The organism is Ahrensia marina, assembly GCF_001293565.1.
Taxonomy (GTDB): Bacteria; Pseudomonadota; Alphaproteobacteria; order Rhizobiales; family Rhizobiaceae; genus Ahrensia; species Ahrensia marina.
The window spans coordinates 1-25,773 of sequence record NZ_JXMU01000007.1 but is presented as its reverse complement, the minus strand read 5'-3'; the positions used below and the strand labels follow the sequence as shown (position 1 = coordinate 25,773).

General features: G+C 50.9%; 26 protein-coding genes. 11 read left to right on the top strand and 15 right to left on the bottom strand.

Going from position 1 to position 25,773, the window contains the following annotated elements:
* Window positions 1-6: 6 nt before the first annotated feature.
* The 5 genes from SU32_RS05465 to hutI all read right to left on the bottom strand — a co-directional run bounded on the left by SU32_RS05465 (window position 7) and on the right by hutI (window position 5,619).
* On the bottom strand, window positions 7-348 hold the full coding sequence (locus SU32_RS05465; RefSeq protein ID WP_053998345.1) for a RidA family protein: 342 nt from the start codon (window positions 346-348) through the stop codon (window positions 7-9).
* Window positions 349-417: 69 nt separating this feature from the next.
* Window positions 418-2,094 (bottom strand): urocanate hydratase, encoded by a 1,677-nt coding sequence (hutU, locus tag SU32_RS05460; protein ID WP_053998344.1) that lies wholly within the window; start codon window positions 2,092-2,094, stop codon window positions 418-420.
* The gene (gene hutG, locus SU32_RS05455) at window positions 2,091-2,891 is read right to left on the bottom strand and encodes an N-formylglutamate deformylase (protein ID WP_053998343.1); all 801 of its coding nucleotides are present in this window, start codon (window positions 2,889-2,891) and stop codon (window positions 2,091-2,093) included. The genes hutU and hutG overlap by 4 nt, the downstream gene beginning before the upstream one ends.
* On the bottom strand, window positions 2,888-4,429 hold the full coding sequence (gene hutH / locus SU32_RS05450; RefSeq protein WP_053998342.1) for a histidine ammonia-lyase: 1,542 nt from the start codon (window positions 4,427-4,429) through the stop codon (window positions 2,888-2,890). The genes hutG and hutH overlap by 4 nt, the downstream gene beginning before the upstream one ends.
* Window positions 4,426-5,619 carry an imidazolonepropionase gene (gene hutI / locus SU32_RS05445; protein ID WP_053998341.1) on the bottom strand — a complete coding sequence of 398 codons (1,194 nt, stop codon included), beginning with the start codon at window positions 5,617-5,619 and terminating at the stop codon, window positions 4,426-4,428. The genes hutH and hutI overlap by 4 nt, the downstream gene beginning before the upstream one ends.
* A gap of 72 nt (window positions 5,620-5,691) precedes the next feature.
* Here hutI and SU32_RS05440 point away from each other — a divergent pair, with 72 nt between their 5' ends.
* The gene (locus SU32_RS05440; protein ID WP_053998340.1) at window positions 5,692-7,056 is read left to right on the top strand and encodes a formimidoylglutamate deiminase; all 1,365 of its coding nucleotides are present in this window, start codon (window positions 5,692-5,694) and stop codon (window positions 7,054-7,056) included.
* Window positions 7,053-7,754: a histidine utilization transcriptional repressor HutC gene (locus tag SU32_RS05435; RefSeq protein WP_053998339.1), complete on the top strand. Its 702-nt coding sequence runs from the start codon at window positions 7,053-7,055 to the stop codon at window positions 7,752-7,754. The genes SU32_RS05440 and SU32_RS05435 overlap by 4 nt, the downstream gene beginning before the upstream one ends.
* Window positions 7,755-7,787: 33 nt before the next feature.
* Here SU32_RS05435 and tdh read toward each other — a convergent pair whose 3' ends face one another.
* A complete protein-coding gene (gene tdh, locus SU32_RS05430; protein WP_053998514.1) occupies window positions 7,788-8,825 on the bottom strand; it encodes an L-threonine 3-dehydrogenase in 1,038 nt (345 codons plus the stop codon).
* Window positions 8,825-10,012 carry a glycine C-acetyltransferase gene (locus SU32_RS05425; protein WP_053998338.1) on the bottom strand — a complete coding sequence of 396 codons (1,188 nt, stop codon included), beginning with the start codon at window positions 10,010-10,012 and terminating at the stop codon, window positions 8,825-8,827. Before SU32_RS05425 ends, tdh begins: the two co-directional genes overlap by 1 nt.
* A 274-nt stretch (window positions 10,013-10,286) precedes the next feature.
* Between SU32_RS05425 and SU32_RS05420 the strand changes: the two genes are divergently transcribed.
* The 4 genes from SU32_RS05420 to SU32_RS05405 are packed head-to-tail and all read left to right on the top strand — an operon-like array spanning window position 10,287 to window position 12,873.
* Window positions 10,287-11,048: an amino acid ABC transporter substrate-binding protein gene (locus SU32_RS05420; RefSeq protein WP_053998337.1), complete on the top strand. Its 762-nt coding sequence runs from the start codon at window positions 10,287-10,289 to the stop codon at window positions 11,046-11,048.
* Between the two features lie 7 nt (window positions 11,049-11,055).
* A complete protein-coding gene (locus SU32_RS05415; protein WP_053998336.1) occupies window positions 11,056-11,730 on the top strand; it encodes an amino acid ABC transporter permease in 675 nt (224 codons plus the stop codon).
* A complete protein-coding gene (locus SU32_RS05410) occupies window positions 11,727-12,461 on the top strand; it encodes an amino acid ABC transporter ATP-binding protein (protein ID WP_053998335.1) in 735 nt (244 codons plus the stop codon). Before SU32_RS05415 ends, SU32_RS05410 begins: the two co-directional genes overlap by 4 nt.
* 25 nt (window positions 12,462-12,486) lie before the next feature.
* A complete protein-coding gene (locus tag SU32_RS05405) occupies window positions 12,487-12,873 on the top strand; it encodes a VOC family protein (protein WP_053998334.1) in 387 nt (128 codons plus the stop codon).
* Here the strand turns inward: SU32_RS05405 and SU32_RS05400 are convergent, their stop codons facing one another.
* Window positions 12,874-14,529, bottom strand: a complete 1,656-nt coding sequence (locus SU32_RS05400; RefSeq protein WP_053998333.1) for an FAD-binding dehydrogenase — start codon at window positions 14,527-14,529, stop codon at window positions 12,874-12,876. It abuts the gene before it with no gap.
* A 20-nt stretch (window positions 14,530-14,549) separates the two neighbouring features.
* On the bottom strand, window positions 14,550-15,410 hold the full coding sequence (locus SU32_RS05395) for a bile acid:sodium symporter family protein (protein WP_053998513.1): 861 nt from the start codon (window positions 15,408-15,410) through the stop codon (window positions 14,550-14,552).
* A 204-nt stretch (window positions 15,411-15,614) separates the two neighbouring features.
* On the opposite strand from SU32_RS05395, the gene SU32_RS05390 reads away from it, so the two are divergent.
* Window positions 15,615-16,628 carry an LLM class flavin-dependent oxidoreductase gene (locus SU32_RS05390; protein ID WP_053998332.1) on the top strand — a complete coding sequence of 338 codons (1,014 nt, stop codon included), beginning with the start codon at window positions 15,615-15,617 and terminating at the stop codon, window positions 16,626-16,628.
* A 232-nt stretch (window positions 16,629-16,860) separates the two neighbouring features.
* Window positions 16,861-18,021 (top strand): glutamate 5-kinase, encoded by a 1,161-nt coding sequence (gene proB / locus SU32_RS05385; protein ID WP_053998331.1) that lies wholly within the window; start codon window positions 16,861-16,863, stop codon window positions 18,019-18,021.
* Window positions 18,022-18,093: 72 nt separating this feature from the next.
* On the opposite strand, the gene SU32_RS05380 is transcribed toward proB, so the two are convergent.
* The 6 genes from SU32_RS05380 to SU32_RS05355 all read right to left on the bottom strand — a co-directional run bounded on the left by SU32_RS05380 (window position 18,094) and on the right by SU32_RS05355 (window position 23,717).
* A complete protein-coding gene (locus SU32_RS05380; RefSeq protein ID WP_144421043.1) occupies window positions 18,094-18,564 on the bottom strand; it encodes a DUF3592 domain-containing protein in 471 nt (156 codons plus the stop codon).
* Between the two features lie 92 nt (window positions 18,565-18,656).
* Window positions 18,657-19,211 carry a DUF3592 domain-containing protein gene (locus tag SU32_RS05375; protein WP_053998329.1) on the bottom strand — a complete coding sequence of 185 codons (555 nt, stop codon included), beginning with the start codon at window positions 19,209-19,211 and terminating at the stop codon, window positions 18,657-18,659.
* Window positions 19,212-19,447: 236 nt separating this feature from the next.
* Window positions 19,448-20,557: a helix-turn-helix transcriptional regulator gene (locus SU32_RS05370; protein WP_053998328.1), complete on the bottom strand. Its 1,110-nt coding sequence runs from the start codon at window positions 20,555-20,557 to the stop codon at window positions 19,448-19,450.
* Window positions 20,558-20,789: 232 nt separating this feature from the next.
* Complete coding sequence (locus SU32_RS05365; RefSeq protein WP_053998327.1) at window positions 20,790-22,505, bottom strand: bifunctional helix-turn-helix transcriptional regulator/alpha/beta hydrolase; 1,716 nt, start codon at window positions 22,503-22,505, stop codon at window positions 20,790-20,792.
* 173 nt (window positions 22,506-22,678) lie between these two features.
* Window positions 22,679-23,284, bottom strand: a complete 606-nt coding sequence (locus SU32_RS05360) for a hypothetical protein (RefSeq protein ID WP_053998326.1) — start codon at window positions 23,282-23,284, stop codon at window positions 22,679-22,681.
* A gap of 49 nt (window positions 23,285-23,333) precedes the next feature.
* Window positions 23,334-23,717 carry a hypothetical protein gene (locus tag SU32_RS05355; RefSeq protein ID WP_053998325.1) on the bottom strand — a complete coding sequence of 128 codons (384 nt, stop codon included), beginning with the start codon at window positions 23,715-23,717 and terminating at the stop codon, window positions 23,334-23,336.
* Window positions 23,718-24,008: 291 nt separating this feature from the next.
* Here SU32_RS05355 and SU32_RS05350 point away from each other — a divergent pair, with 291 nt between their 5' ends.
* The 3 genes from SU32_RS05350 to SU32_RS05340 form a co-directional block, all read left to right on the top strand.
* Complete coding sequence (locus tag SU32_RS05350; RefSeq protein ID WP_144421042.1) at window positions 24,009-24,545, top strand: hypothetical protein; 537 nt, start codon at window positions 24,009-24,011, stop codon at window positions 24,543-24,545.
* Between the two features lie 12 nt (window positions 24,546-24,557).
* Window positions 24,558-25,070, top strand: a complete 513-nt coding sequence (locus SU32_RS05345) for a DUF805 domain-containing protein (RefSeq protein ID WP_053998323.1) — start codon at window positions 24,558-24,560, stop codon at window positions 25,068-25,070.
* Window positions 25,071-25,440: 370 nt separating this feature from the next.
* Window positions 25,441-25,773: hypothetical protein (locus SU32_RS05340; RefSeq protein ID WP_144421049.1), on the top strand; the 333-nt coding region annotated here is incomplete at its 3' end.

The window sequence follows — 25,773 nt, the reverse complement described above, 5'->3', positions numbered from 1 at the left end:
TTAATTTTAGTCATATGCAGCGTCGACAATGATCTCGACTTTTAATTCGGGCCGCGCGAGCTTTGCTTCGCCGCATGCGCGTGCAGGTGCATGGCCCTCGGGCATCCAAGCATTCCACACTTCGTTCAAGCCGTTAAAATCACTCATGTCCGCAAGCCAGATCGTAGCACGAAGCATTTTTTCGCGAGACGAACCTGCTTGTTTCAAAAGTGCATCTACACGTGACAAACACTCTTTTGTCTGATCTTGAATCGTCGCGCCTTCTCCAACCTGTCCGGTCAGATAGGCAACGCCGTTATGCTTCACGATTTTTGAAGCTCTTACGCCGGTCTCTATTCGTTCGATCATGTTCTGCCCCTTGTTAATGATGTCATCAGCTAACCCTTAAACTTGATTGAAGTCCATCATCGCTCCAGCCTAAAGAATAGCTGGAAGGTTCAGTTCATGCTCACGCGCGCATTCAATCGCTTCCTCATATCCAGCATCGGCGTGACGCCAGACACCGGACGCCGGATCATTCCAAAGAACGCGCTCCAAGCGTTTTGCAGCCGCATCTGTTCCATCAGCACAAATCACCACGCCTGAATGCTGCGAAAAGCCCATGCCGACACCGCCGCCATGGTGAATGGAAACCCATGTTGCGCCCGATGCGGTGTTGACCAAAGCGTTTAAGAGCGGCCAGTCAGATACTGCGTCAGAGCCGTCCTTCATCGCTTCTGTTTCACGGTTTGGCGATGCGACCGAGCCGGAATCAAGGTGATCGCGGCCAATCACAACCGGCGCTTTAAGTTCGCCGGAAGCGACCATTTCATTGAATGCCAATCCGGCTTTATGCCTGTCACCCAGTCCGATCCAGCAAATACGCGCCGGCAAGCCCTGAAACTCGATCCGGTCACGTGCCATATCAAGCCAGTTATGCAGATGCGTGTTTTCCGGAAACAGCTCCTTCATTTTAGCATCAGTTTTATAGATATCTTCAGGATCGCCCGACAAGGCGCACCAACGAAACGGGCCAATACCCCGGCAGAACAATGGACGGATATAGGCTGGAACAAAGCCTGGAAATGCAAATGCGTTCTCCAAACCTTCATCTAATGCGACCTGCCTGATATTGTTTCCATAGTCGAGTGTCGGCACGCCGTCGTTCCAAAAATCGACCATCGCCTCAACATGTATCTTCATGCTCGCGCGGGCTGCTTTTTCGACAGCTTTCGGGTCACTTTCGCGTTTCTCGCGCCATTCAGCCATTGTCCAACCTTGCGGCAAATAGCCGTTGATCGGATCATGCGCGCTGGTTTGGTCTGTTACAATATCCGGACGGATGCCACGCTTATAAAGTTCAGGGAAAACATCGGCGGCGTTGCCCAATAAGGCCACAGATTTTGCTTCTCCCGCCTTTGTCCAGCGCTCGATCATCTCCAACGCTTCATCAAGACTTTCTGTTTTTTCGTCGATGTAACGGGTGCGAAGACGGAAATCGATGCTGTCAGGGTTGCATTCGACTGCCAAGCAGCAAGCGCCCGCCATAACAGCCGCTAGAGGCTGTGCACCGCCCATGCCGCCAAGACCGCCGGTCAAAATCCATTTGCCTTTAAGGTCGCCGTTATAATGCTGGCGTCCCGCCTCGGCAAAGGTCTCATATGTTCCCTGCACAATGCCTTGACTTCCGATGTAAATCCAAGAGCCGGCGGTCATCTGACCATACATAGCCAGACCTTTTTTATCGAGTTCGTTGAAATGATCCCAATTGGCCCAATGGGGTACCAAATTGGAATTGGCAATCAAGACGCGCGGCGCATCTGCATGTGTTTTCACAACAGCTACAGGCTTGCCAGACTGAACAAGCAATGTCTCGTCATCATTCAGCTTTTTGAGGCTATCGACAATAAGGTCGAAATCTTTCCATGTACGCGCGGCGCGGCCAATACCACCATAGACAACAAGCTCATGCGGGTTTTCGGCCACGTCAGGATGCAAATTGTTCATCAACATGCGCATCGGCGCTTCCGTGAGCCAGCTTTTGCAACTGATCTCACTGCCGGTCGACGGGAAAATGTCGCGTTGATTGTGTCTTGGATTTATCGGTGCGGTCATGCCTGTCCTCCCCGTGAAGGTGAAAATTTTTCAAGATTCTGTAAAATGTCGTCCAAATGGATGCGCAGCTGTTCAGCCTTATCGGCATCATAGTCGAAAGGTAATTTTTCGGCTTTTAAGTAATTAACTTGGGCCAGCTCCATCTGAATGGCGTGAAACCCCTCAGCCGGCTTTCCATAATGACGTGTTGTCCAACCACCTTTGAACCGGCCGTTCAGAACACTCGAATAGCCATCAGCATTGGCGCAAATATCGACGACTGTTTTCTCGATAGCCGGATCACACGTTACCCCGCCATTAGTACCAATATTCAAGTCGGGCAGCGTGCCCTCAAATAAAAACGGAATATTTGAGCGGATAGAATGACAATCATATAAAATCACGAAGCCATGCATGTCATGAACGCGCTGCAACTCGGCTTGAAGCGCCTCATGATACGGGGAGTGCCACGCTAATCTGCGCTCTTCGATTTCAGCAGCGGCAGGCTCCTTTTTCCATAAGGGCTCGCCATCGAAATCTGTCATAGGAACGAGGCCTGTCGTGTTTTGACCGGGATAAAGACTGACGCCGGAAGGATCGCGATTGGCATCCACAACATAGCGGTGAAACATTGCCCGTACTGCAGTCAAATCCGGTGTTAAGCCGTCATAAAGACGATGAATATGCCAGTCGGTATCTGCGAGTGTTTGGCCCCGCTCCGTAAGTTGGCCAAATATAGACTCTGGAACAAATGTCCCGGTGTGGGGCAGTCCCAAAACAATAGGACTGTTGCCGCGCTTGACTTCTACCGGTTTCATACGCGCACCTCATCAATAGAGGCCGTTAGTCCGGAAGCTTGAGACAATACCCCTGTTTTCACCAAATCTGCGGCTGCCTGCATATCGCCGGCCATAAAGCGGTCATCAGTAACTGCAGGAATATCAGCACGAATTCGCGCAATAACTTTTTGCAATTCGGGGCTGGTTTTCAGCGGTGCGCGAAACTCAATTCCCTGCGCTGCACAGAGCATCTCCACACCGATGATGACATTCAAATTGGCGTTCATGCGCAGCAAGCGCCGTGCGCCATGTGCTGCCATTGATACATGGTCTTCCTGATTGGCAGATGTCGGCGTTGAATCTGTCGAACAGGGATTAGCCAGATGCTTGTTTTCACTCATCAGTGCGGCGGTCGTCACTTCCGCGATCATGAAGCCTGAATTCAAACCCGGTTCCGGCGTTAAAAACGGCGGCAAGTCGTGCGACAGCGTCGGGTCTACCATAAGCGCGACACGGCGCTGTGCGATGGCTCCGATTTCAGAAATTGCCATTGCGATTTGGTCGGCAGCAAATGCTACCGGCTCCGCATGGAAATTACCGCCGGAAACAATCAGACCACTTTCAACCAAAACTAAAGGATTGTCCGACACCGCATTGGCTTCAATCTCTAAGGTGCGAGCAGCAAAATAGAGCAAGTCCAACGCCGCACCGGAGACCTGAGGCTGACACCGGATACAGTAAGGATCCTGCACACGTGTATCACCTTCACGGTGGCTCTCTCTTATTTGCGAACCCGTCATCAACTCACGCATTGCTGCAGCGACGCGAATTTGTCCGCGGTGGCCCCTTAGCGCATGAATTTCTTCCAAAAGCGGCGCTGTGGAACCCATGATCGCATCTGTAGAAAGTGATGCGGATACCAGACATTGCTGCAAATTATTACGCGCCTCGAACAACCCGACCAAGGCACACGCTGTTGAGAACTGCGTTCCGTTAATCAGGCCTAAGCCTTCTTTCGGCCCCAAAATATGCGGCGCTAAACCTGCTTTATTTAAAGCTTGTGCCGCTGACATTCGATCGCTTTGAAAATAAGCTTCACCTTCGCCCATCATGGCCGCTGCCATATGCGCCAAGGGTGCAAGATCACCGGACGCACCGACAGATCCCTGAACAGGCACAACGGGTGTGACACCTGTTTCAAGCATTTTCTCGATCATGGAAATGGTTTCCAGCGACACACCGGACGCGCCCCGCCCTAAAGAGAGGAGTTTTAAAACCATCATTAATCGGGTGGTAGAAATCTCCAATGGTTCGCCCACACCGCAGCAGTGTGACAGTACCAGATTACGCTGAAGCTGCGCCGTATCCTCGGGCTTTATTTTCATGCTGGCCAATTTGCCAAAGCCGGTATTCACGCCATAAACCGCTTCATCGTCCGCGGCGCATTTGGCTACCAATTCCGCAGCTTTTTCAATTGCCGGCCGCGCTGAAGCATCAAGCGTCACCGATAAACGGTTCGTCCAAATATTCTGCAATTGAGAAATTGTAACTGTTCCGGGCGTTACAACGAAACTCATAGTTTTCCTCCAAACATACGTTTGTAAAGCGGGTTAAATCCGATACGATATGATAGTTCGGCCGGCTGCCTGATATCCCAGATAGCAAGATCTGCTTTTGCTCCCGTCTTGATGATGCCTGCATCGTCAAGGTTCAGAGCCATGGCCGCATTGCGTGTAATACCCGCAAGGCTTTCTTCCGGTGTCATCCTGAACAATGTGCATGCCATATTCATCGTTAATAGCAGCGACGCTAATGGCGATGATCCGGGATTGCAGTCTGTGGCCAGGGCCATCGGCACATTATGCGTGCGAAATACAGCAATGGGCGGTGCCTGTGTTTCACGCAGGGTGTAATATGCACCCGGCAGGATCACCGCGACTGAGCCGCTTTGAGCCATCGCAGCCGCATCATCGTCATTGGCATATTCCAGATGGTCGGCCGACAACGCGCCGAACTCTGCCGCAAGCTGCGCACCGCCAAGATTGGACAATTGCTCGGCATGAAGCTTTACGCGAATGCCCAGTGATTTAGCTTTTTCAAACACGCGGCGTATTTGATCAGGTGAGAAGGCAATATTTTCACAAAAGCCGTCAACTGCATCGACCAGCCCTTCGGCATGCGCGGTTTCAAGTGCAGGGATACAAACCTCGTCGATATATGTGTCGGCGTTTCCCTTATACTCTGCCGGCACAGCGTGAGCGCCTAGAAAGCTGGTTTTCACGGTAATTTCACGATGACTTTCAATACTGCGTGCCACACGCAGCATTTTAAGCTCTGTCTCCAAATCCAAGCCATAGCCTGATTTGATTTCGACCGTTGTCACACCTTCGCTTATTAATGCGTCAATGCGCTTTAAAGCACCATCAAGCAATTCAGTTTCGCTTGCACTGCGTGTTGCTTTTACCGTCGAAACAATGCCGCCGCCCGCTCTTGCCACTTCTTCATAGGACGCACCGTTCAAGCGCATTTCGAATTCATTGGCACGATTGCCACCGTGCACAATATGCGTATGGCAATCGATTAGACCGGGCGTTACCAGCCGGCCTTCCAGATCAATTCTTTCGTGGCTTTCCGCTTCATCCGGCACATTATCGATTGAACCGATCCAGGCAATCGCCTGCCCCTTAACAAGAATTGCGCCATTTTCAATCAGTCCATACGGCGTGTCCTGATGCATGGTGGCAAGGGTAGCATTGGTCAGAAGCATAAAATTTACCGTTGTTAAGTGCACTCTAATATTTTATATGTCTGCACATAATAAACTGTCAAGGAGGAATTTATGACTGTCATTTGGGCTAAAACAGCTTTGCTGACGGATGGGTGGGCAGATGATGTTCGCGTTGAATTCGACACGAATGGCAAAATTACCTTCGTTAGAACCGATCAACCCGAAGAAGGCAAAAAAGTAGGTATTCTTCTTGCTGCCCCGCCGAATGTGCATAGCCATGCATTTCAGCGTGCAATGGCGGGTTTGACCGAACGGCGCGGCCCTGATCCTTCAGATTCGTTCTGGACATGGCGCCAATTGATGTTCCGCTTTCTTGACCGGCTAACGCCTGAACACGTCGAAGGAATTGCCGCCTTTGTGCAGATGGAAATGCTGGAGGCTGGTTACGCAACAAATGTAGAGTTCCACTATCTTCATCATCAGGCTGGCGGCGTACCTTATGCAAACCTCGCTGAGATGTCGGAGCGCATTGCGGCAGCGGCATCGCTTTCAGGTATCGGCCTGACATTGCTTCCGGTACATTACCAATATGGCGGCTGTGACCGGCGCGCGCTGGGCGCAGGCCAAATTCGTTTTGGCAACAATTTTGACCGTTTTGCAAAGCTGCATGAGCAGGCAAACAAGCTAATTCGCTCAATGCCAGCAGACAGCACACTTGGCCTTGCCCCCCATAGCCTGCGTGCTGTCGCGCCGGAAGATATTAAAAACGCCCTAAGGCTTGCGAACGGCAATCCCATCCATATGCACCTTGCAGAACAGATTCCTGAAGTGGAAGAAGTCGAGGCACATTATGGCGCGCGCCCTGTCGAGTGGTTTTTGGAAAATTGCGAACCCGATCCAAACTGGTGTCTCATTCACTGCACGCAAATGGAGCCGCATGAGACAACAGGACTTGCCAAATCCGGTGCGATAGCAGGCCTTTGCCCCATAACCGAATCCAGTCTCGGAGATGGTATTTTTGACGGGGCCAGATGGTTTAACGAGAACGGATCGATTGCTATCGGCTCTGATTCAAATATCCGCATATCGCTGAGCGAGGAACTTAGAACATTGGATTACTCACAGCGCTTGCGCGACAACACCCGCGCAGCGCTTGCAACACCCGCGCTTTCCACTGGACGCAGGCTGTTTGAAGCCGTCAATAATGGGGGCGCAGTTGCCGCAGGAAGAAAATGTGGCCATATCGCCGAGGGCTATCTCGCAGACATGATCGCGCTTGATAATGATAGTGTTCATCTGGCGGGAAAAAGCGGCGACACGATTCTTGATTCCTATATTTTTGCCAGTGATGATCATCTTGTAAAAGAAGTCTGGTCTGCGGGCCGCCATGTGGTAACAGATGGCGTTCACATAAAGCATGAAGAAATCACCAATCGCTATAAGGAAATCATGCGCCAGCTCGGAGACGCAATTTGACGGGAACTGCAATCAAAAACTGGCAATCTGTTCAGCAGGAAGTGCTTAACCGGATCAATTCCAGAGTATGGAAACCCGGTGAGCTCATTCCGAATGAGGCGGAACTTGCCAGTGAATTTGGTTGCGCGCGGGCGACCGTCAACCGTGCATTGCAAAACCTTGCCGATTCAGGATTGCTTGAACGGCGGCGCAAGGCAGGAACACGCGTAGCAACCCATCCGGTACGTAAAGCGACATTGGATATACCGGTGATACGCAATGAAATTACCGGCAAAGGCTATAGCTACCGCTACGCACTGATAAAAAGTGAAACTATTGTTCCGCCCAGCGATATGGTCGCCCGAATGCGGCTGAAGCCAAACGAAAAATGCCTGCACATTATTGGCCTTCATATGGCCCATGGCGAGCCTTATGTATTTGAAAATCGCTGGATCAATATCAATGTTGTTCCGGATGTTTTCGGCGTTGATTTTTCCGAACAAAGTCCGAATGAATGGCTCGTCGAGAACATTCCTTTTACATCAGGCGATATTGCATTTTCCGCTCTTACAGCAGGAACTTTCGAAGCCGGGATGCTTTCATGCAAACTCGGTGAAGGCTTGTTTGTTATCGACAGAAGCACATGGAAACATGAAGGCGCGATAACATCTGTGCGACTCGTATTCGCGCCCGGCTATCGAATACATACGGAAATTTGAAACAAGCCGGACCAATCTCTTGCGATATCCGCTTCAGCGCCAATCCAAAACCACCTTACCGGATTTACCGGACTTCATGGCGGCAAAACCCTGTTCAAAATCATCCACATGGAAACGGTGTGTTATTACACCCGACACATCCAGTCCGTTTTGAAGCATGGCGATCATCTTGTACCAAGTTTCAAAAATCTCACGGCCATAAACGCCCTTGATCGTGATCGCTTTAAAAACAATACGGCTCCAGTCCACAGGACTTTTACCGGGCGGGATACCCAACATCGCGATACGTCCGCCCATAACAAGCGCCTCGACCATTTGATCAAGCGCCCTCTGATTGCCGGACATTTCAAGGCCGACATCAAATCCTTGCGCCAGTTTCAATTTGGCTTTGATGTCGTTTAAATCTTCTTTTGCGACATTAATGGGATGCACATCGGCAACCTTCGCAGCCAGCGCCAAGCGCTCGGAATTTACGTCGGTAATCACCACATTGCGCGCGCCGACATGACGGGCAACAGCAGCGGCCATGATGCCGATTGGCCCTGCGCCTGTGATCAAAACATCCTCACCTACTAAGTCAAAACTGAGTGCGGTGTGAACAGCATTGCCGAGCGGGTCGAGAATAGCACCGATATCATCGCTTATCTCATCAGGTAAAGGCACCACATTAAAAGCAGGCAAGCGAAGATATTGTGCAAACGCGCCTTGCTCATTGACGCCAATGCCTTTTGTTTCCGGATCAAGATGAAATTTACCCGCGCGGCTTTGCCGTGAGTGCTTGCCGATCAAATGCCCTTCACCGCTGCATCTTTGTCCTATCTGAAGATCATCGACATCACGGCCAATTTCGACAATCTCACCGGCAAATTCGTGTCCGGTGATCAATGGTACTGGCACTGTTTTCTGTGCCCAGTCATCCCAGTTCCAGATGTGAATGTCGGTTCCGCAAATGCCGGTTTTATTGATTTTGATCAGAACGTCATCAGGACCGATTTCCGGCACAGGTGCTGTTTGCAGCCAAAGTCCTTCACGGGGTTCTGCTTTAACAAGCGCTTTCATTTCATTGGTCATCATGACAGCGCCCCAATAGCTTTGCCGGCAATTTCAAACGCATGAAGCGCCCGATCCAAATCATTGCGCGTAAGCGCTGCGTTCATCTGCGTGCGTATACGTGCCTGCTCGCGCGGAACAACAGGAAAGAAGAAACCGCTGACATAGACGCCCTCATCAAAAAGGCGCCTTGCCATATCTTGCGTCCGCTGTGCATCGCCAAGCATCACCGGAATAATCGGATGTTCGCCCGGCAAAAGATCAAACCCAAGGCGTGTAAGCCCGGAACGCCAATAGGCGGCATTTTCAAAAAGCTGTGCACGAAGGTCATCGCCATTTTGTACCAATCGCAAGGCTTCTATACCTGCCGCTACGATCGCTGGCGGCAAAGAGTTGGAGAACAAATAGGGGCGTGAGCGCTGCCGCAATAGATCAATAACCGGCTGAGGGCCTGCAATATATCCGCCAACCGCTCCGCCGAGCGCCTTGCCAAGCGTACCAGTTACAATATCAATATCGACACCGAAATGCGCTGGCGTTCCAGCACCTTTCGGTCCCATGAAACCTGTTGCATGACAATCGTCAACCATCACCAGTGCATCATATTTTTCAGCAAGCTTTTTGATCTCTGGCAGATTTGCCAAATATCCATCCATTGAGAAAACACCGTCGGTCGCGATCATTATAAAGCGGGCACCATCTGCTTTTGCAGCTTTCAGATTTTTCTCCAGATCATCCATATTAGAATTGGCATAGCGATAGCGCTTGGCTTTGCACAAACGAATGCCATCGATAATAGAAGCATGATTAAGCGCATCCGAAATGATCGCATCTTCCGGCCCTAAAAGCGGTTCAAACAGCCCGCCATTGGCGTCAAAACAGGCAGCAAACAATATGCTGTCATCTTGGTTCAGAAACTTCGCCAGTTGCGTTTCAAGTTCCCGGTGCAAATCCTGTGTGCCGCAAATGAACCGGACAGAAGCCATTCCGAAACCTTTCGGGTCCATAGCAGCTTTTGCAGCAGCGATCAGATCAGGATGGTCGGCGAGTCCCAGATAATTATTGGCGCAAAGATTGATGACCTTCCTGTCACCGACATTTATTTCGGCACCTTGAGGCGAGGTGATCAACCGCTCATGTTTCATCATGCCATCCGCATCAATTTGCGTAAGGGTCTCATTGATGTGCGTTAGAAATGCTTGCGTCATAACTACCTCCGTTTTCGGACCAGTAACGTAATGGATGTTCGTTCGAAACTGAATTTTTAATATAGCGCAAAAATATGCGTTACTTTAGTTCAACCTATGCATTTGAGCATATCTAACATGTAATCGGATTTTCTTGTTGGCGCTGGTTTTACGGCTCCCAGCGAATACCTATATGGCGCTCTACCGTAACAACCATGTTCGGGGCAGCTACATAAAATCTATGCGGCCGCGAACAATAAACAGGGCGGAGCCCTGAAAAATAAAGGATAAATTGATGTTGAAGAAGCTTGGAGCAGCGGCTGCAATCGCCGCTTTTATGGCAACGTCTGCAATTGCCGAGGAAGCCAAAACATTACGCGTTGGTATGTCTGGCGGGTATTTCCCGTTTACCTTTGTTCAAAAGGGTGAACTGCAAGGATTTGAAGTGGACGTAATGAACGCTGTGGGCAAAGAAGCCGGCCTAGAGATCGAATTTGAAACAATGTCGTTTTCCGGCCTGATCGGCGCTCTTGATGTTGGCCGCATTGATACAATTGCAAACCAGATTACGATTACACCGGAACGCGAAGAAAAGTTTGAATTCAGTCAAGCCTATGTGATTGATGGCGCGCAAGTTGTTGTCAAACGTGGCAATGACACAATCAACGGTGTTGACGATTTACGGGGTAAATCGGTCGCTGTTAATCTTGGCTCCAACTTTGAAGAACTGCTTAAAGAGCTTCCCTACGCAGACGAGATCGATATTCGCACCTACGAATCCAACATTGCGCAGGACGTTGCGCTTGGCCGTGTGGATGCTTTTGTGATGGATCGTGTGTCTTCCGCGCAGCTCATCAAGGAAAGTCCGTTGCCACTGGAACTCTCAGGCAAGCCATTTTCCGAACTGCGTAATGCTTTGCCATTTACCAGAACAGAACAAGGCAAAGAGTTTCACGATAAAGTTGATGCAGCACTGACAACTTTGCGTGATAATGGCACATTGACCGAAATTTCGATGAAATGGTTCGGCACGGACATTACACGCCTCGAAGAGTGATTGAATAATGCAGGGACTGGACCTTTACTACATGCTCGAACTGGTACCGGTGATTTTGGGCTATGTGCCCATTACCATCGGTATAGCTGCCGCCAGCATGGTGCTAGCTCTCGCGCTGGCTGTGCTACTGGCTGTCGAGCGCGTGGTTAAAGTTCCGGTCCTTGATTGGTTCGTGGTATTTTTCATCAGCTTCTTTCGCGGCACGCCTCTGCTGGTGCAATTGTTTTTGTTTTATTACGGCTTGCCGCAGGTCTTGTCATTTCTGACACAAATTAATGGTGTGACGGCTGCAATTTTGGGCCTTACCTTGCATTTTTCAGCCTATATGGCTGAGAGTATTCGTGCCGCCATTACCGGCGTCGACCGCAGCCAATGGGAAGCCGCGCACTCGGTGGGAATGACCCAAGCCCAAATGATGCGCCGGATTATCCTGCCGCAAGCAGCACGTGTCGCTTCACCTACCTTGGTCAATTATTTCATCGATATGATCAAAGGTACCTCTTTGGCATTTACATTGGGCGTAACAGAAATGATGGGTGCGGCGCAAAAAGAGGCTGCAAGCAGCTTTTTATATTTCGAAGCCTTCCTCGTCGTTGCCGTGATCTACTGGATCATGGTTGAGATTTTGAGCCAGGGCCAGAAACGGCTGGAGACCTCACTTAACAAGGCTTACGCACGATGATTAGCATTCGCGGACTGACAAAACGGTTTGATGCAACAACGGTGCTGAACGCTATTGATCTGGATATCGCAGATGGCGAACGCGTTGTGATCATCGGTCCGTCCGGCACCGGCAAGTCCACCTTACTGCGCTGTCTGAACTTTCTCGACCGGCCGCAAAGCGGTCAAATCCGCATAGGTGATCTTCATGTAAATGCTGAGAAAGCGACGAAAGCAGATATACTTTCCCTACAACGCAGTACGGCCTTCGTGTTTCAAAACTATGCGCTGTTTGCCAATAAAACCGCAAAAGAAAATATCATGGAAGCACTGGTGACAGTGCAGAAAATACCAGAAGCAGAAGCGGAGCAACGTGCGCTGTCAGTGCTGGCAGAAACCGGGCTTTCAGATAAAGCAGATAGCTATCCGACCTCTCTTTCAGGCGGGCAGCAACAGCGTGTCGGTATCGGCCGTGCTATGGCATTGCAATCAGATTTAATGCTGTTCGATGAGCCGACCTCCGCACTTGACCCTGAATGGGTTAGCGAAGTGCTTGACTTGATGCGCCGCGTTGCCGAACGCAAACAAACCATGCTTATCGTGACACATGAAATGCAGTTTGCAAAAGAAATTGCTGATCGTGTGGTGTTTATGGATGAAGGGCGTATTGTGGAGAGTGCACCGCCGGACGAATTATTTGGCGCGCCCAAAGATGAGCGTCTCAAAAGTTTCCTGCGACGTATAAACAAGTAGAATCTTCAGCCTGAAAGAACGACATATGCAAATCACGAAACTCGACCATGTTAACATTCGCACCACCCAGCTTGATGTGATGGTGAAATGGTATTGCGATGTGCTGGGCATGACAAGCGGTCCGAGGCCCAACTTCCCCTTCCCCGGCGCATGGATCTATGCGGGCGAAAACGCTGTTGTGCATTTAATCGGTGTCGAAAATGATGCTGGTGCAGGTTCAGAAAGCTTGCTCAAACTTGAACATTTTGCCTTGAGCGCAACGGGGCTTATCGCCTTTGAGGAAAAACTCAAATCACACGGCGTCGAGTATCGGCGGGGCGAGTTGGCAGAATTCAACATTGTGCAGATCAATATATACGATCCCGATGGCAATCACATACATGTTGATTTTCGCACAGACGAAGACGTTTAATCAAGCAATCGTATCCGACCTCCCAGCTTGTCTGCCTGAAAAAATACAGCCGCCCAGAAATGTGCCTTCCAGCGCATTATAGCCGTGGTAACCGCCACCGCCAAAACCGGCGACTTCGCCTGCCGCAAACAGGCCGGGGATTGGCTCGCCATTCTCGTTTAGCATCTGACTGTTCAGATCCGTCTTCAACCCGCCCAATGTTTTGCGTGTAATGATGTTCAGCTTTACGCCGATAAGTGGCCCATTTTGCGGATCAAGGATTTTATGGGGTTTTGCCGTGCGCTGAAATCTGTCGCCACGATATTTGCGCGCCGCATGGATCGCCATGATCTGTGCATCCTTGCTAAAACCATTATCGATCTGTCCGTCACGCGCTTTGATTTCCGCCTCAATCTTACCCAGTGCAAGAAGTTCATTGCCTTCCAGCTCATTCATTTTGGCGACCAGTTCGGCCAGGGTTTCAGCGACAACAAAATTCTCGCCATGCTCTTTAAAAGCCTCCACCGGCGGCGTCGCTTTCTTGTTCAAAATGCGTTGCTTGAGCACCTCTTTCCAGCTTTTTTGTTCAAAGTCAGGATTTTGCTCAGAACCGGAAAGGGCGAATTCTTTTTTGATAATCTTTTGCGTGGTGATGAACCATGAATAATCATAGCCCGTATCCAGAATTGCTTTGAGTGTGCCAAGACTATCAAATCCAGGCAAAGCCGGCGGTGCAAAACGATTGCCTTCCGCATCAAACCACATTGATGATGGTCCGGGCAAAATACGTATGCCGTGATTGGGCCAAATCGGGTTCCAGTTTTTCACGCCCTCGGTATAGTGCCACATGCGGTCATTGTTGATCAGGTGACCGCCGGCTTCTTGGCTTATACCAATCATGCGCCCGTCAACATGAGCAGGTACGCCGCACAACATATTGGTTGGTGCTGGGCCAAGTCTATCTGTTGGCCACGACTGACGCACGAGCTCGGCGTTGCCGCCTATACCGCCCGATGTCACAATAATTGATGCCGCACGCAGCTCGAAATCCGCGATGACATCCCGGTTTGTCGCCTCACCGCGCGAACTTTCATCAGGAGCCAGAATTTCACCGGCAACGCCTTTTACCACACCGTTCTCCATAATGATATTTGAGCAACGATGACGAAATTTCATCGTTATGCGACCTGCCTTTTCGTGTTCACGCACACGCCGTTCAAATGGCTCCTGTGTGCCCGGTCCAACACCCCAAGTTAAATGAAAGCGCGGCACCGAATTGCCGTGGCCTGTGGCAAATCCACCACCGCGCTCGGCCCACCCGACAATCGGAAACCAACGCATACCCATCGCATGCAACCAAGGACGCATTTCACCGGCAGCAAAATCGACATAGGCCTCTGCCCATTTTTTCGGCCAATAATCTTCTGGGCGGTCAAACTGGGCAGAGCCAAGCCAATCCTGCATGGCCAGTTCACGGCTGTCTTTGATGCCCATGCGTCGCTGTTCAGGCGTGTCAATGAGCATCAAACCACCCAGCGACCAAAAAGCCTGACCGCCGATAAAGTTTTCCGGCTCCTGATCAATGATGGTCACAGATTTACCGCGGTCGGCCAACTCTGCGGCGGCGACAAGGCCAGCCAGCCCTGCTCCGACAATTATGGCATCTGAATGTTCCATTGAGCAGCCTCCCAAACGCGTTAGTCCATGCGCCGATAAACAAAAATAACAGGCAGAATAATCAGATACATCGCGATGCCATAAACGGCCGAAGGTAATGCATAAGGGCTAAAACCTGAACCACCACCAACAATGATCGCCGCAATGGCAATACCCAAAGTGCCATTTTGAACGCCTGTCTCGATGGAAACGGTTTTGGCTTCGTGGCGGCTTCGCCCAAGTAGCCGGGGCACGAAATATCCAAGAGCTGTTAATACCATCAGTAATGTAACCAGCGCAGGGCCCAGCAATTGCGCATTTTCAACAAACAGCGTCCAATTGGCCGCAATCGCAGCAGCGATAATAATCACAAATAAGGCAATCGCGATTTTTGACAACACAGGTTCGCTGCGCATCATAGCGGCGGGAAATTTTGATTTAAGCATCATGCCGATCACGATTGGAACGACTGTCAAGGCGAACACTGTCATGGCCGCAAACACGATATTGATCTGCGGTGCGCTTTCGCCCATGAACCGGTTAAGCGCAATACCGAGGATGACCGGTACAGTAATCATGCTCGCAAGGCTGATCACCGCCGTAAGCGAAACTGACAATGCCACATCACCTTTGGCCATACGCGTAATGATATTGCTTGTAACGCCGCCGGGACAGGCCGCAAGTATCATAAAGCCGACGGCAATTTCGCCGCTTATCCCGAAGCCGATGACGAGAAAATATGTCGCAATCGGCAGCAAAACAATCTGGTTAAATGCACCAACCAGAAACGCAATTGGCTGCTTACCAACGCGGACAAAATCATCAACGGTCAAGCCGACACCGAGCGAGAACATGATAAATGCCAAACCTAAAGGCAGCACCACCGAAACAAGAATATCCATATAAGCCTCCCAGCATTCCGCCTCATAAATGCGGCGGAAGACCATTATGGATATGACTTCTGTTTTTCACAAACTAGAAATTTGTAGCTGTGGAAACATCATCGCCGTCCCCATCAAATATGCCAACTCGGTTATCGCGAACGTTGCAGGGCGTGCTTGAAACGGGCGCTTGCGCTTCATAGCTAAGAGCAAAAGAGAGCCTCTATGCAACGTTTTTCACTTCTTGATCTTGCGCCTATTTCAGAAGGCCATACCGCCGCCGATGCGCTGGCCAATACCATTGATTTGGCGCGCGCCGCCGAGCGGTTCGGCTATCATCGTTACTGGCTGGCTGAACATCACAATATGCCGGGCATTGCCAGCGCTGCTACAGCAGTTGTTATCGGCCATGTGGCCGCAGCAACCAAAACCATGCGCATTGGTGCCGGCGGCATCATGCTGCCCAATCATGCGCCGCTGATGGTGGCTGAACAATTTGGCACCCTTGCAACGCTTTATCCTGACCGGATTGATCTCGGGCTCGGACGCGCACCGGGGACTGATATGGCGACCGCCCGCGCGCTTCGGCGGCACATGGCACCTGAAGACACATTTCCTCAAGATGTGCAGGAATTGATCAGCTATTTTGACAACCCGCCTGAAGACGCACGCGTTCGCGCCATTCCCGGAGCGGGTACGAAAGTTCCCGTTTGGATACTTGGCTCGAGCTTGTTCGGTGCTCAATTGGCGGCCTATTTGGGACTGCCTTACGCTTTTGCATCCCATTTTGCACCTGCCATGCTGGAACAGGCATTGGCCATCTATCGCAACAATTTTCAGCCTTCGGAATATTTGCAAAAACCATATGCCATGATAGCCGCAGGTGTGTGTGGCGCGGAAACTGACGAAGAAGCAATGTTCCTGCGCTCGTCGCAATTGATCGCTTTTGCCCGGCTTCGCTCCGGCAAAGCCGGCAAGCTTCCGCGCCCGCTCGATGATATCGATACCGAAATTTCTGACGCCGTTCTAATGCAGGTTGAGCAAGCTTTATCTTTATCTGCGACCGGCTCGCCTGAAACTGTAAAGCGGGAACTGCAAGCAATCATCGAGAAACACCAACCCGATGAGCTAATGTTGACAGGCATGATACATGATCATCAAGCCCGCATCCGTTCGTTTGAAATTGCCGCAGATGCAATGAAAGACATAAACGCCATATCAAACCAACCAGCGCCATAAAGGCATCACAAATGAGCGCTTTAAGTTCGCTCCGGCGAGGCTGACAAGTTTACACCTTGCTCAAGCAACCGCGCATTTGCCTTTGGTACAACGCGCAGCAGCTTGCAATTACACGCCGGGTGCGTGTTATACACCAGCGAACCGCATAAAGGGCATTGTTACAATTCGATATCTATCGACACAAAGCGTTCACATAATTTGCCCGTAAATCAAAATATTACCGGAGGTCATTGTGCCAAAGAAGAAAAAAATTGTTGTCAAGATCGGGTCAAGTCTGCTGGCCAACAGCGACAAACTTACCCTGCGATATGCCTTTATGAATGGCATGATGAGCGATCTTGCGCAGTTACAAAAAGAGGGCCATGACATCATCTTAACATCGTCCGGTTCTGTCGCCTTGGGACTGAACATGATCGGCAAACGCCCCGAAGATGCAGGCATCACCGACAAGCAGGCGGCCGCTGCATGCGGGCAGCCATTATTGATGAACGCCTATCGGCAGGTCGCCTCAGAGCACGACATGGACGTTGCCCAAATGTTGGTAACGGCAGGTGACATGGAGGAACGCAGACGGTTTTTGAACATTAAGAACACCATGGTGCGTCTGCTTGAAAGCAGTATAATGCCTATCGTCAACGAAAATGATTCCATCGCCACGCATGATCTTCGCGTTGGCGACAATGACCGCCTGTCTGCAAAAATTGCCCAGATGATTGAAGCCGATTTATTAATTATTCTGACCAGTGTTGAAGGGCTTTACGATCGCGATCCTTCTGATCCGGATGCACAATTCATTGCAGAAGTGGAAGATGTCAGCCAGCATCTGGAATCAACCACAGGCATCAGTGCTTTGGGTAGCGGCGGTATGCTGACCAAAATGCAAGCGGCCAGTATGGCTCAACATGCGGGCGTAGAAACAATTATTGCAGACGGCATCATCGAGCGCCCGATTTCATCTGTTTTGAAAAACGAACGCCGCTATACCCGCTGCCTTGTCACCGGCGAAACCGCAACGCCTCTTAAAGTCTGGCTTAGCAACCGGCTGCAAGTATCCGGCACACTGGTCGTTTCAAAAGAAGTGGCCGCATTGCTTGCTGCCGGCGAGTGCGGCATTAGCAGAAACGACGTCATTTCAATTCAGGGCGAATTTACCAAAGGCGATGTGCTCCACGTCTATGATGAAGAAGGCACAGAAGTCGCCCGCGGCCTGACGAACTTTTCCTCCGAGGAAACAATGTTGATGGCCCGTCACATCGATATGCCTGTTGAAGATGTTATCGGCTATAAAACCAAGAGCGATATTATCGCCGCGGATAATATCTTAATTCTTGAAGAAAACCATCTGCCGCTTGATGCGCCGGAACATGACCCGAGAATAGTGGTTCCGGTATAAATTACGATGCGCCAATTAGAAGAAGCGTCATCTTGACGGCAGCAGGTAAGGGCCAGACATAAATGCCGGTCCTTACCCGCATTCTCTAAGCCATCGCAGCAAAAGCATGGCACCGAGAATGGATGGAAACAAAGACGCGGCGGCAACTCCGGCGATTATCAAAGGCAATGCCCAAAGTGCCTCGAAATTGTCGAGCTTGACCTCACCCTTCCGGCCGCGAAGATAGAGTATCTTATGATACGAGCCGACTTCGAAATTCCAATTGGGAGAAGATTGCCCTGCGCTGGCCTCTGTCAAAGAGGCATCTGCGAATTCATAAAGGAAAACCGGACTATAGATCATTTGACTGGCAGACCAAGGCGTGGAATCTTGCCGTTCATATACTCGGGTGACCTCGCCGACCGTGCGTTCTGCATTCTTGTAAAATAAAAGGACACCTGCGGTCAGATAGAGGCAGGCGCACAAGAATGCTATCGGTAGCAGGAACAATAGGAACCACATACGCCATGAAGCTTCACGTTTTCCATTACGCGTTCGCAACAACCAACAGTTCCAAGTTGGTATGAAGATAAACATGATAAGATACCTTCCGGCTGTGAAGAAATGCCACGCAGCAACTTGCCGAACAATTTAAATTAATTGGCAGAATCTTCTTGGTTTAGCGCTGCATTTTTGGCGGCAATTTTTGCGACACGACGAAAAAGGTAACCTGTTCCGAACAGGACAATTGCGATAAGTGCGGGCGTAATTATGCTCCACGAAACCCAATTTCTGTCGATGTAATTTTCTTCCGGGTTGCCTAAGAGATAGCGGACAGGGAATTGTTCATCTGTGGAAAGTTCTCGATAGAAAGCTTCCGAAACTCTGCGTTCGCGCTGAAATTGCTGACCATCAACAGCAAATTTGTAGGTCACGTAGTAATCGGTTCGCATCCTCGCATCCAAAACAGTGCCGCTACCACCGCCATAGGTGCGAACGGTGCGATAGGTATCCGTGCGCATGTCGACAATCGTTGCCTGACCATCGGCTCCGAAGATTACCATGCGAACCGCATCGACGCTGAGAAAAGCAAGCGCCAGGCACGAAAAAAGCGCCATAACGAAAAGGAAAGTGCTGAAATAACGCAGTATTTTGGCACCACCATCTGGGTGCATATTTTCAGCGGCATGTTGGATCGTTGTTTCAGGCATTATCAACTCCGGCCGTATGGGCTCTGGCGCGGAGCAAGTCTTGTCGAAGCTCTTTCCTGAAAACCTGTCCATCCAGATGCACAAATATTTTCATGTTTTGGTGCCTCACAGAGTTTTTCCGATCCCAGCCTGATAAGAAACTACAGCAACTGAAATCATTGCACATCGCACAAATGTCGCATGCGAGACCATCAATTTGGCCGTGAAATCACGGACATTTGTTATGGCAATCACGGTCAATATGCTTTTCCGTGTACCATCAGAACCTTGATCAGCTCAGCCTGCCGCGTCACGCCGGCTTTTTCAAATATGCTTGAAAGCTGCGTGCGTGCGGTATTGATCGAGATACCGCAGCGTTCGGCCGCTGCGGCACGTCCATCTCCTTTAAGCATTTCGAGCGCAAGCTTTGCCTCAGCGGGGGTGAAGCTGAATATCTTTTGTAATGCGTCAGCGTGCTGACGCCGGCGGAGGCCAGGATCGTCAATAAGCAGGATTGCGACAGGACGCGGTTCACCGGGCGCAACTCCCGCGATGCGGAAAGGGTTTATATCGATGACAATATTAGTGTCTGTGTGGTTTGGATTGAGTTCAATCCGTCGTCGAACTGGCGAACTAAACCGCATTTCGGAACAAGCGTTCACGGCTGCGGTCAGTGCGCAATCGGCATTTCGATTGTTAAGCTGGATGCGTCCCTTCACGACATTTACACCTGAGCGCGCCACAAAGAGCTGCTCAGCTGCATCGTCAGCAAAAAGAACGCGCCGCATGGCATCAACGATAATGGTGCCTGTTTGATGCGTCCCAAAGCCAGCATTCAGGGCTGCCTTCTCGAAGGCTATTCGCTGGAGCTTGCGCGCAATGTCAGCCGAACGGATCAAGTGCGGGATAAGAAGCATGAAGCGGCGTCTTGTATCGTTTTCGATCTCGTCGCGGCGGGAGGATGCTTGCAGAACAAAGCTGGCAAACCCACCGTTATCGGTGAACAGATTGGTGGCGATCCGCTCTGCACCCAAGCCAGTTTTGCACCAATAATCGTTGTAAAAACAGCTGGAAAAGAATTTTTTACGACCAGTATCGTCAAGACTGGTCACTTGTCCGACTGCTGTTTTTGCCGTTGCCTCAGCAGTAGGATCATGCTCCCACCAATAGTTTGCATAGTCTGAGACGATCTGCGGGTCCGCGCGCGGCGTCACGACCGACGAATAATTGATATGTGGATCAGTGGCGACGAGCGCGGCATTTTTCACGCCGGTATAATCGGCAATGGTGCATAGCAGTTCCGGCCAAATTTCAGCATCGAAAGCAGCATCGTAAATTTTTCCGACGATTTCAGTCGCGCTCGCCATCGCTTCCCCCCTTATTTGCCTAACAGCAGCGGGGCGCTGCGATTCTGTCATTATCGCCAACCTGAAGAGTATAGCTCTTCATAAGCGATTGCGGCCCTTGCCCTGACAGATCCCCGCGAGTTGGGAGTAACTTATTGTGACCGCTACCGCTTACCCCATGCAGGGTATCTCATGCCAAATAAGCGCAGCAGTTCGTTTTAGTATCGACTATACTGTCTCATCAATTCTCACACTATTGCCTAACCAGACGCGCTATCAGGCTCACGGCCTCATCGGGAGCCTGATGGAGAACAAGTTGACCGGCATTATCAATGGATAATATTTCAAGCCCGGCGCGCATTGATGCGATTTCAGACACCAAATCGAATGGCGTTACTGGATCCAGCATGCCGTGAACGAATGTTATGGTGCGCGGTGCGAGCTTGTTCAGCCACATAGACCAATCGGAAGCCGCTAAAGTGGCGTCGTATTCATAACTGCCGGTCCCTTGCTGAAAGGCTCGGCGGAAATCATTTAGAAAAAGCGTCCTAACGCTTGTAGAAGATAAGGCGTTCTTATCGACCGGCGCCGAAGCGTAGAGGTTATTAAACAAAACTTCAGACCGATTGTCGATCAACAGACCAAATGTTCCCCGTACAAGGAGGGAAAGCGCTTTTGGAAAATAACGCGCCGTATAGGCATAAAGGCGAGGCCATGCCGGCAGACGATGGATGTGATCGCGGTTTAGGAACGGAGGAAATCCGGCAATTGCAACGGCGCTGTGAACGCGATTTGGCAGCAATGCTGCCGTCGCGGCCGCATACACCGCCGCAGACATGTGCCCGACCGCAATCGTTTTTTCAACACCGAGTGCATCAAGCACGAATTCAAGATCCGACACGAATGCCTGCTCAAGCGAATGGGGTTTGTTTGCGTATGGCGTGGACATCGCAAATCCGGGGCGCCATGGACATATCAACTTGATTCTGTGCCGCTTCAGGGCCTCAATAACGGGAGGCGACATCACGGTTCCGGAAAACATGTTATGCAGAAAAATCACAGGGTGACCGGTTGGGTGGCCGTGAATATCCACCTGTATCTGCCGATTGCCTGGTAGCGTAAGAGAAAGGCTGCCCGCTGGTGTCGGATTGTCCGGCTGGCTGGGTGTCGCCGCTGTAATTTCCGGCGTGGTTAATGTAATCGCTGCAAACAGCCTAATAAGATCGAGCTGCGAGCCAACCCCGGTTTTTGCCAGAAGGGATTTGGCTTGCGTGCGGACTGTTTGAATCGAGCGCTGACGGCTGTGCGCGAGGTCGGACAAGCTCTGGCCTCTTACAAGCGTTTTTAGGACTGCCTGCTCGGAGTCCGACAGGCCAAACGCATCTGCCATTGCAGCGCCTGCTGCCTGTGACCATTCGAAGTCAATACGCATAAGCCGGGCGACAGCATTGCTGTCATGCCTCCGAATAGAAGAAAGTGCCCATAAACTGCGCTGGCCGTCTGATGCGTAGAAAGGAAATATACTGAAGCCGGTTTCTGAATCGGTACGCGCGATCTGTTTCAGACTTTCTCCTAACGCATATTCAGTATCCGCATCAGCGGGTGTTGAAAACACGCTTTCACCGATAGTGAAAAGAGGCTCATGTTCACCCTGAAATTGTATTGAAACGACAGTCCCGCTGCTGTCCAGCAGTACGACATCACCGGCGTCACGTATTGCTGGCGATCTGACATCGTCATTGCGCCAGAGCCGCATAAATGCATTTGCCGCCTTTTCGAAATGATACTCGGCATCAGTGACATCAAGTATCTGTTTTTTCTCAGCACCCGTGGAACGCTCTCGCGGCCGAGTCTCTATCGACATATCGTAGATCGCCGAAAGTTCATTGATGAAGTGTTCGACTTTGGCCGAGTTGGAAACCGTCTCCAGAGCGAGCGCGACGATCTGTTGTTTCTTTTCTGTCCACACGTGAATTACTCCGGCGCATGAAAACAGTCTGTGCGCCATGCTCATCAGCCGCATGCCAACTTACGCTTTAGGGCTGACGTATTACTTGTAGACAAGGCTTGTCCACCGCACAAGCAGAGCAGGCGTGGGTATTGTTTTATGCGCATGATATGGTAGCACAATCTTCAGCCCCTCTATTCAGGAACTGGCAGTATCAAGTCCGGTGCGCGCTCGATGAGCTGTGTGGTCATGCTTTCAAAGCCGTTATTTTTCATATGATAGAATGTCTTGGTAATATAGCCGCTTTCGCGGTCCACCCAATATTTGGCATGAACTTCCGTTACCGCTCCCCGCTGTGATAAATAATCGGCCTCAACGGTGTCGTGAACAACGCCGTCCAGCGTATCCTCGCCGCAGACTGCATTATTTGCAGTTTTGGCGTCCTCGCGTAGCCCGTCTTTCGCATTTGCCTGATTGTTCCCAGAGTCGAGCATGCGGAGTTCGGTCCAACTCTCTCCCTTGTCCTGCGAAGAGTACATGACATTGTCATGGGTCAACACCCAGGGTTGGCTCTTTGGAACGAGCATTTCAGTCATCCAATGGCCAGGTTCACTTTGATAAAAATAGTTGGTTGAAGTTTGGCCGCCCACAATCTCTTGGGTGACATGAATTTTGACTGGTTCATCACCATTGCCATGGATCAACAATCGGGTGAATCTGTCGCGGCAGTCATCCGCATACCCAAGTTGCGGAGTGAAGCACAAAAGCAAAAGCCCTGTCGGAAAGATAGCACGGGTCATTGAGGGTCTCTTTTCATATCGGTGGCAACGAAGTGTTTTTAGCAGCCATTTAACGTGCGAAAAGACGGACGGTGGCGCGTCGCAATTTCAGGCTGGTCTCTTCATACAGAAACTTGACAGAGCGCAAGTCACGACGCCCACCCTTTAGATCAATTGCGCGTGTGCAGTGCCCCGGATTTATCCGGCGGGCGATTTTAACGTCTTGGTGCCCGCCATTGGCGAAGCGCACATCGACATCGTAGAAGCGCACGGGATTTCGACTGACACACAGTCTGATTTGGCCAAACCGGCGCGGGCCGGGTTTATAGATAATGTCACGGTCCAGCCGGTCGGTGACATTTTTCTTGCCGATCAGTTCCCATGCACCTGAGGGCGATGGAGCGGCCACGCCAATGAGTATTAACGTACTAAAAACGACAGCGAATTTCCGCATTTCATTCTCCTTGCCACTCTCAGGGCTCACCTGCTTCAGAAAATTACCCGCGCGATCGCAATTGTGCATGCGACGTTTGTGTGATGTTGGAGCGTTTTGATGATTAGACTAAGTCCCAGCCATTTGAACTGCAACGTTCCCATCATGAGCGCTTGCAAATGAGTGCTTCGCCTTTAGCGACGATATCCAGTGACAGCGATCTGAAAGAAAATCAGCTTAGTATCGCACAAACGTCGCATGATCAGCCGTCCGCTAGGCTGTATTCTCATGCCGAAAGCAGAAGGAACTGCGATGTTAAATAAACGGTCAATTTTCTCAATCGTCTCACTTTTTACTGCAGCAAATTTGCTCGCCATAGCACCGGTACAGGCCCAAAATCTGGGGCTAACGGCCGATCAACTCGTTGAGCAAATCACAGCTGCTTCCAATACAGCAGGAAATACGTTGCGTTTTGAGCAACACAGATGCGCGGGAAACCCTAAACCTGGTGATAATACACAGAAAGTCATCAGTTGCCTTTATCGCCTCGGAGAGCGGCGTACGCTGATCACCAACGCCGAGCCCGAAGGGTCGCTTTTGAATATTTCCACCCGGCCTTGGGATGGCGGCGAGGGCAGCTCAGGAGCTTTGATAATTTCCTGGATTGCTGCAACGATCAATGGCAACGAACCAGTAGACTGGGACGAGGCTGCCGATAGTCTGCTCAAAACCGCTGCTGCCGATGGCGTGGGCGGTGCCACTATGGGACGCGTCGATTTTACTGTGCTCGATTCAAATGGAAAACTGACCATTGGGGCCACGCCCAATAGCGCCGCTGCATCACAATAAGGGTGGAAAACAATGGACCTTTTTACAAGTTTTAACGGGCGCATTTCGCGCAAGGGCTTCTGGCTTGGTTTTCTGGCGATGGTTGCAGTGGCGGTCGTTGCCGGGTTGGTAATGTTGCAGATATCGCCCGTCGCTTCGGCGGGAATGAACGCGGCCGCGTCTGACGGCATCATGGTGATGCTTGTGCAAATCGCCATGGCCTTGGTTATCACCTATTTCTGGTCCGCCATTATTGTGAAGCGGCTTCACGATCGAGGCAAGTCAGCCATGCCATGGGCAATTGTGTTTGTGGCACCGGGTATTCTCTTGCAGATCATGAGTATTTTCGAGATCGGTTATTCGGCTGAAGAACTGGCTGGTACTCAGATCATGATTCCTGGCATTGGGGCGACGGTGGTGACGTTGGTGACTGTGGCCGTGGGTCTATGGATGATCGTCGAACTGGGGTTCCTCAAAGGCTCGCCGGGCGACAACGCCCACGGTCCCAGCCCGCTCAGCGAAACACCGGCCACGCAGGCAGTGTAAGCCTCCGGCACACCGTCTTTTTATGCCGGATCAAGCAAGGTGACGCCATTGGCGTCATCTACCCCATTGAGCGTTTTAGCCAGAGTGGTGAAATCGTGCGTAGGTAAACGCGGCGCTGAACTAAGCCTTTGTTGTCACTGTTGGCGTTCGTACGAAATAACTGAAGAAAATTGCCGCTATATCGCACAAATGTCGCATGCGTCGACGTGCCTGCTTTCCTAAACCTTGAAGCAATGATCAGGCCGCTTTGATTCTAGGCGGTGGTAAAGCTGTATCCGGAGTGCGCACATTGCAGAAAAGAGCCAACGAAAATGTAAACCGCCGGGTGAGGTCTGCTCGTCGGCCCGTTCACTCTGTCTTTTTGGTGCTGATGGCGACAACTGCACTGGTTGGTGTCTTGCCGCCGGTGTCGTTTGCGCAAGAAGTGATCGACGACACCACCGGCACCACTGGTAACGCCTCTGAAACTGTAAATGGCGGTGGTGGCGGTACGCAGGCAAGTCCGTGGAATATTGGCGACGACCTCTATGTCGGCGAATTTAGCACCGGCGCATTGACCATCGAAAATGGCGGTACGGTCAGCAATACGGCTGCTTATATCAGTGTCTTTTCGGGCGGCGCCGGAACGGTGACGGTGACCGGCTCTGGCTCCAATTGGACCAATACCAATGAGCTATATATCGGCAATGCCGACACTGGCACG

What these genes read in the sequence shown, in the direction of transcription:
- SU32_RS05465 (WP_053998345.1), bottom strand. Translation starts at nt 348, where the DNA reads ATGATCGAACGAATAGAGACCGGCGTAAGAGCTTCAAAAATCGTGAAG.
- SU32_RS05410 (WP_053998335.1), top strand. Translation starts at nt 11,727, where the DNA reads ATGATTAGCATTCGCGGACTGACAAAACGGTTTGATGCAACAACGGTG.
- hutG (WP_053998343.1), bottom strand. Translation starts at nt 2,891, where the DNA reads ATGAAACCGGTAGAAGTCAAGCGCGGCAACAGTCCTATTGTTTTGGGA.
- SU32_RS05400 (WP_053998333.1), bottom strand. Translation starts at nt 14,529, where the DNA reads ATGGAACATTCAGATGCCATAATTGTCGGAGCAGGGCTGGCTGGCCTT.
- SU32_RS05420 (WP_053998337.1), top strand. Translation starts at nt 10,287, where the DNA reads ATGTTGAAGAAGCTTGGAGCAGCGGCTGCAATCGCCGCTTTTATGGCA.
- SU32_RS05355 (WP_053998325.1), bottom strand. Translation starts at nt 23,717, where the DNA reads ATGCGGAAATTCGCTGTCGTTTTTAGTACGTTAATACTCATTGGCGTG.
- SU32_RS05415 (WP_053998336.1), top strand. Translation starts at nt 11,056, where the DNA reads ATGCAGGGACTGGACCTTTACTACATGCTCGAACTGGTACCGGTGATT.
- SU32_RS05395 (WP_053998513.1), bottom strand. Translation starts at nt 15,410, where the DNA reads ATGGATATTCTTGTTTCGGTGGTGCTGCCTTTAGGTTTGGCATTTATC.
- tdh (WP_053998514.1), bottom strand. Translation starts at nt 8,825, where the DNA reads ATGACCAATGAAATGAAAGCGCTTGTTAAAGCAGAACCCCGTGAAGGA.
- SU32_RS05425 (WP_053998338.1), bottom strand. Translation starts at nt 10,012, where the DNA reads ATGACGCAAGCATTTCTAACGCACATCAATGAGACCCTTACGCAAATT.
- SU32_RS05390 (WP_053998332.1), top strand. Translation starts at nt 15,615, where the DNA reads ATGCAACGTTTTTCACTTCTTGATCTTGCGCCTATTTCAGAAGGCCAT.
- hutU (WP_053998344.1), bottom strand. Translation starts at nt 2,094, where the DNA reads ATGACCGCACCGATAAATCCAAGACACAATCAACGCGACATTTTCCCG.
- SU32_RS05440 (WP_053998340.1), top strand. Translation starts at nt 5,692, where the DNA reads ATGACTGTCATTTGGGCTAAAACAGCTTTGCTGACGGATGGGTGGGCA.
- hutI (WP_053998341.1), bottom strand. Translation starts at nt 5,619, where the DNA reads ATGCTTCTGACCAATGCTACCCTTGCCACCATGCATCAGGACACGCCG.
- SU32_RS05375 (WP_053998329.1), bottom strand. Translation starts at nt 19,211, where the DNA reads ATGCCTGAAACAACGATCCAACATGCCGCTGAAAATATGCACCCAGAT.
- hutH (WP_053998342.1), bottom strand. Translation starts at nt 4,429, where the DNA reads ATGAGTTTCGTTGTAACGCCCGGAACAGTTACAATTTCTCAATTGCAG.
- SU32_RS05350 (WP_144421042.1), top strand. Translation starts at nt 24,009, where the DNA reads ATGTTAAATAAACGGTCAATTTTCTCAATCGTCTCACTTTTTACTGCA.
- SU32_RS05345 (WP_053998323.1), top strand. Translation starts at nt 24,558, where the DNA reads ATGGACCTTTTTACAAGTTTTAACGGGCGCATTTCGCGCAAGGGCTTC.
- SU32_RS05370 (WP_053998328.1), bottom strand. Translation starts at nt 20,557, where the DNA reads ATGGCGAGCGCGACTGAAATCGTCGGAAAAATTTACGATGCTGCTTTC.
- SU32_RS05360 (WP_053998326.1), bottom strand. Translation starts at nt 23,284, where the DNA reads ATGACCCGTGCTATCTTTCCGACAGGGCTTTTGCTTTTGTGCTTCACT.
- SU32_RS05405 (WP_053998334.1), top strand. Translation starts at nt 12,487, where the DNA reads ATGCAAATCACGAAACTCGACCATGTTAACATTCGCACCACCCAGCTT.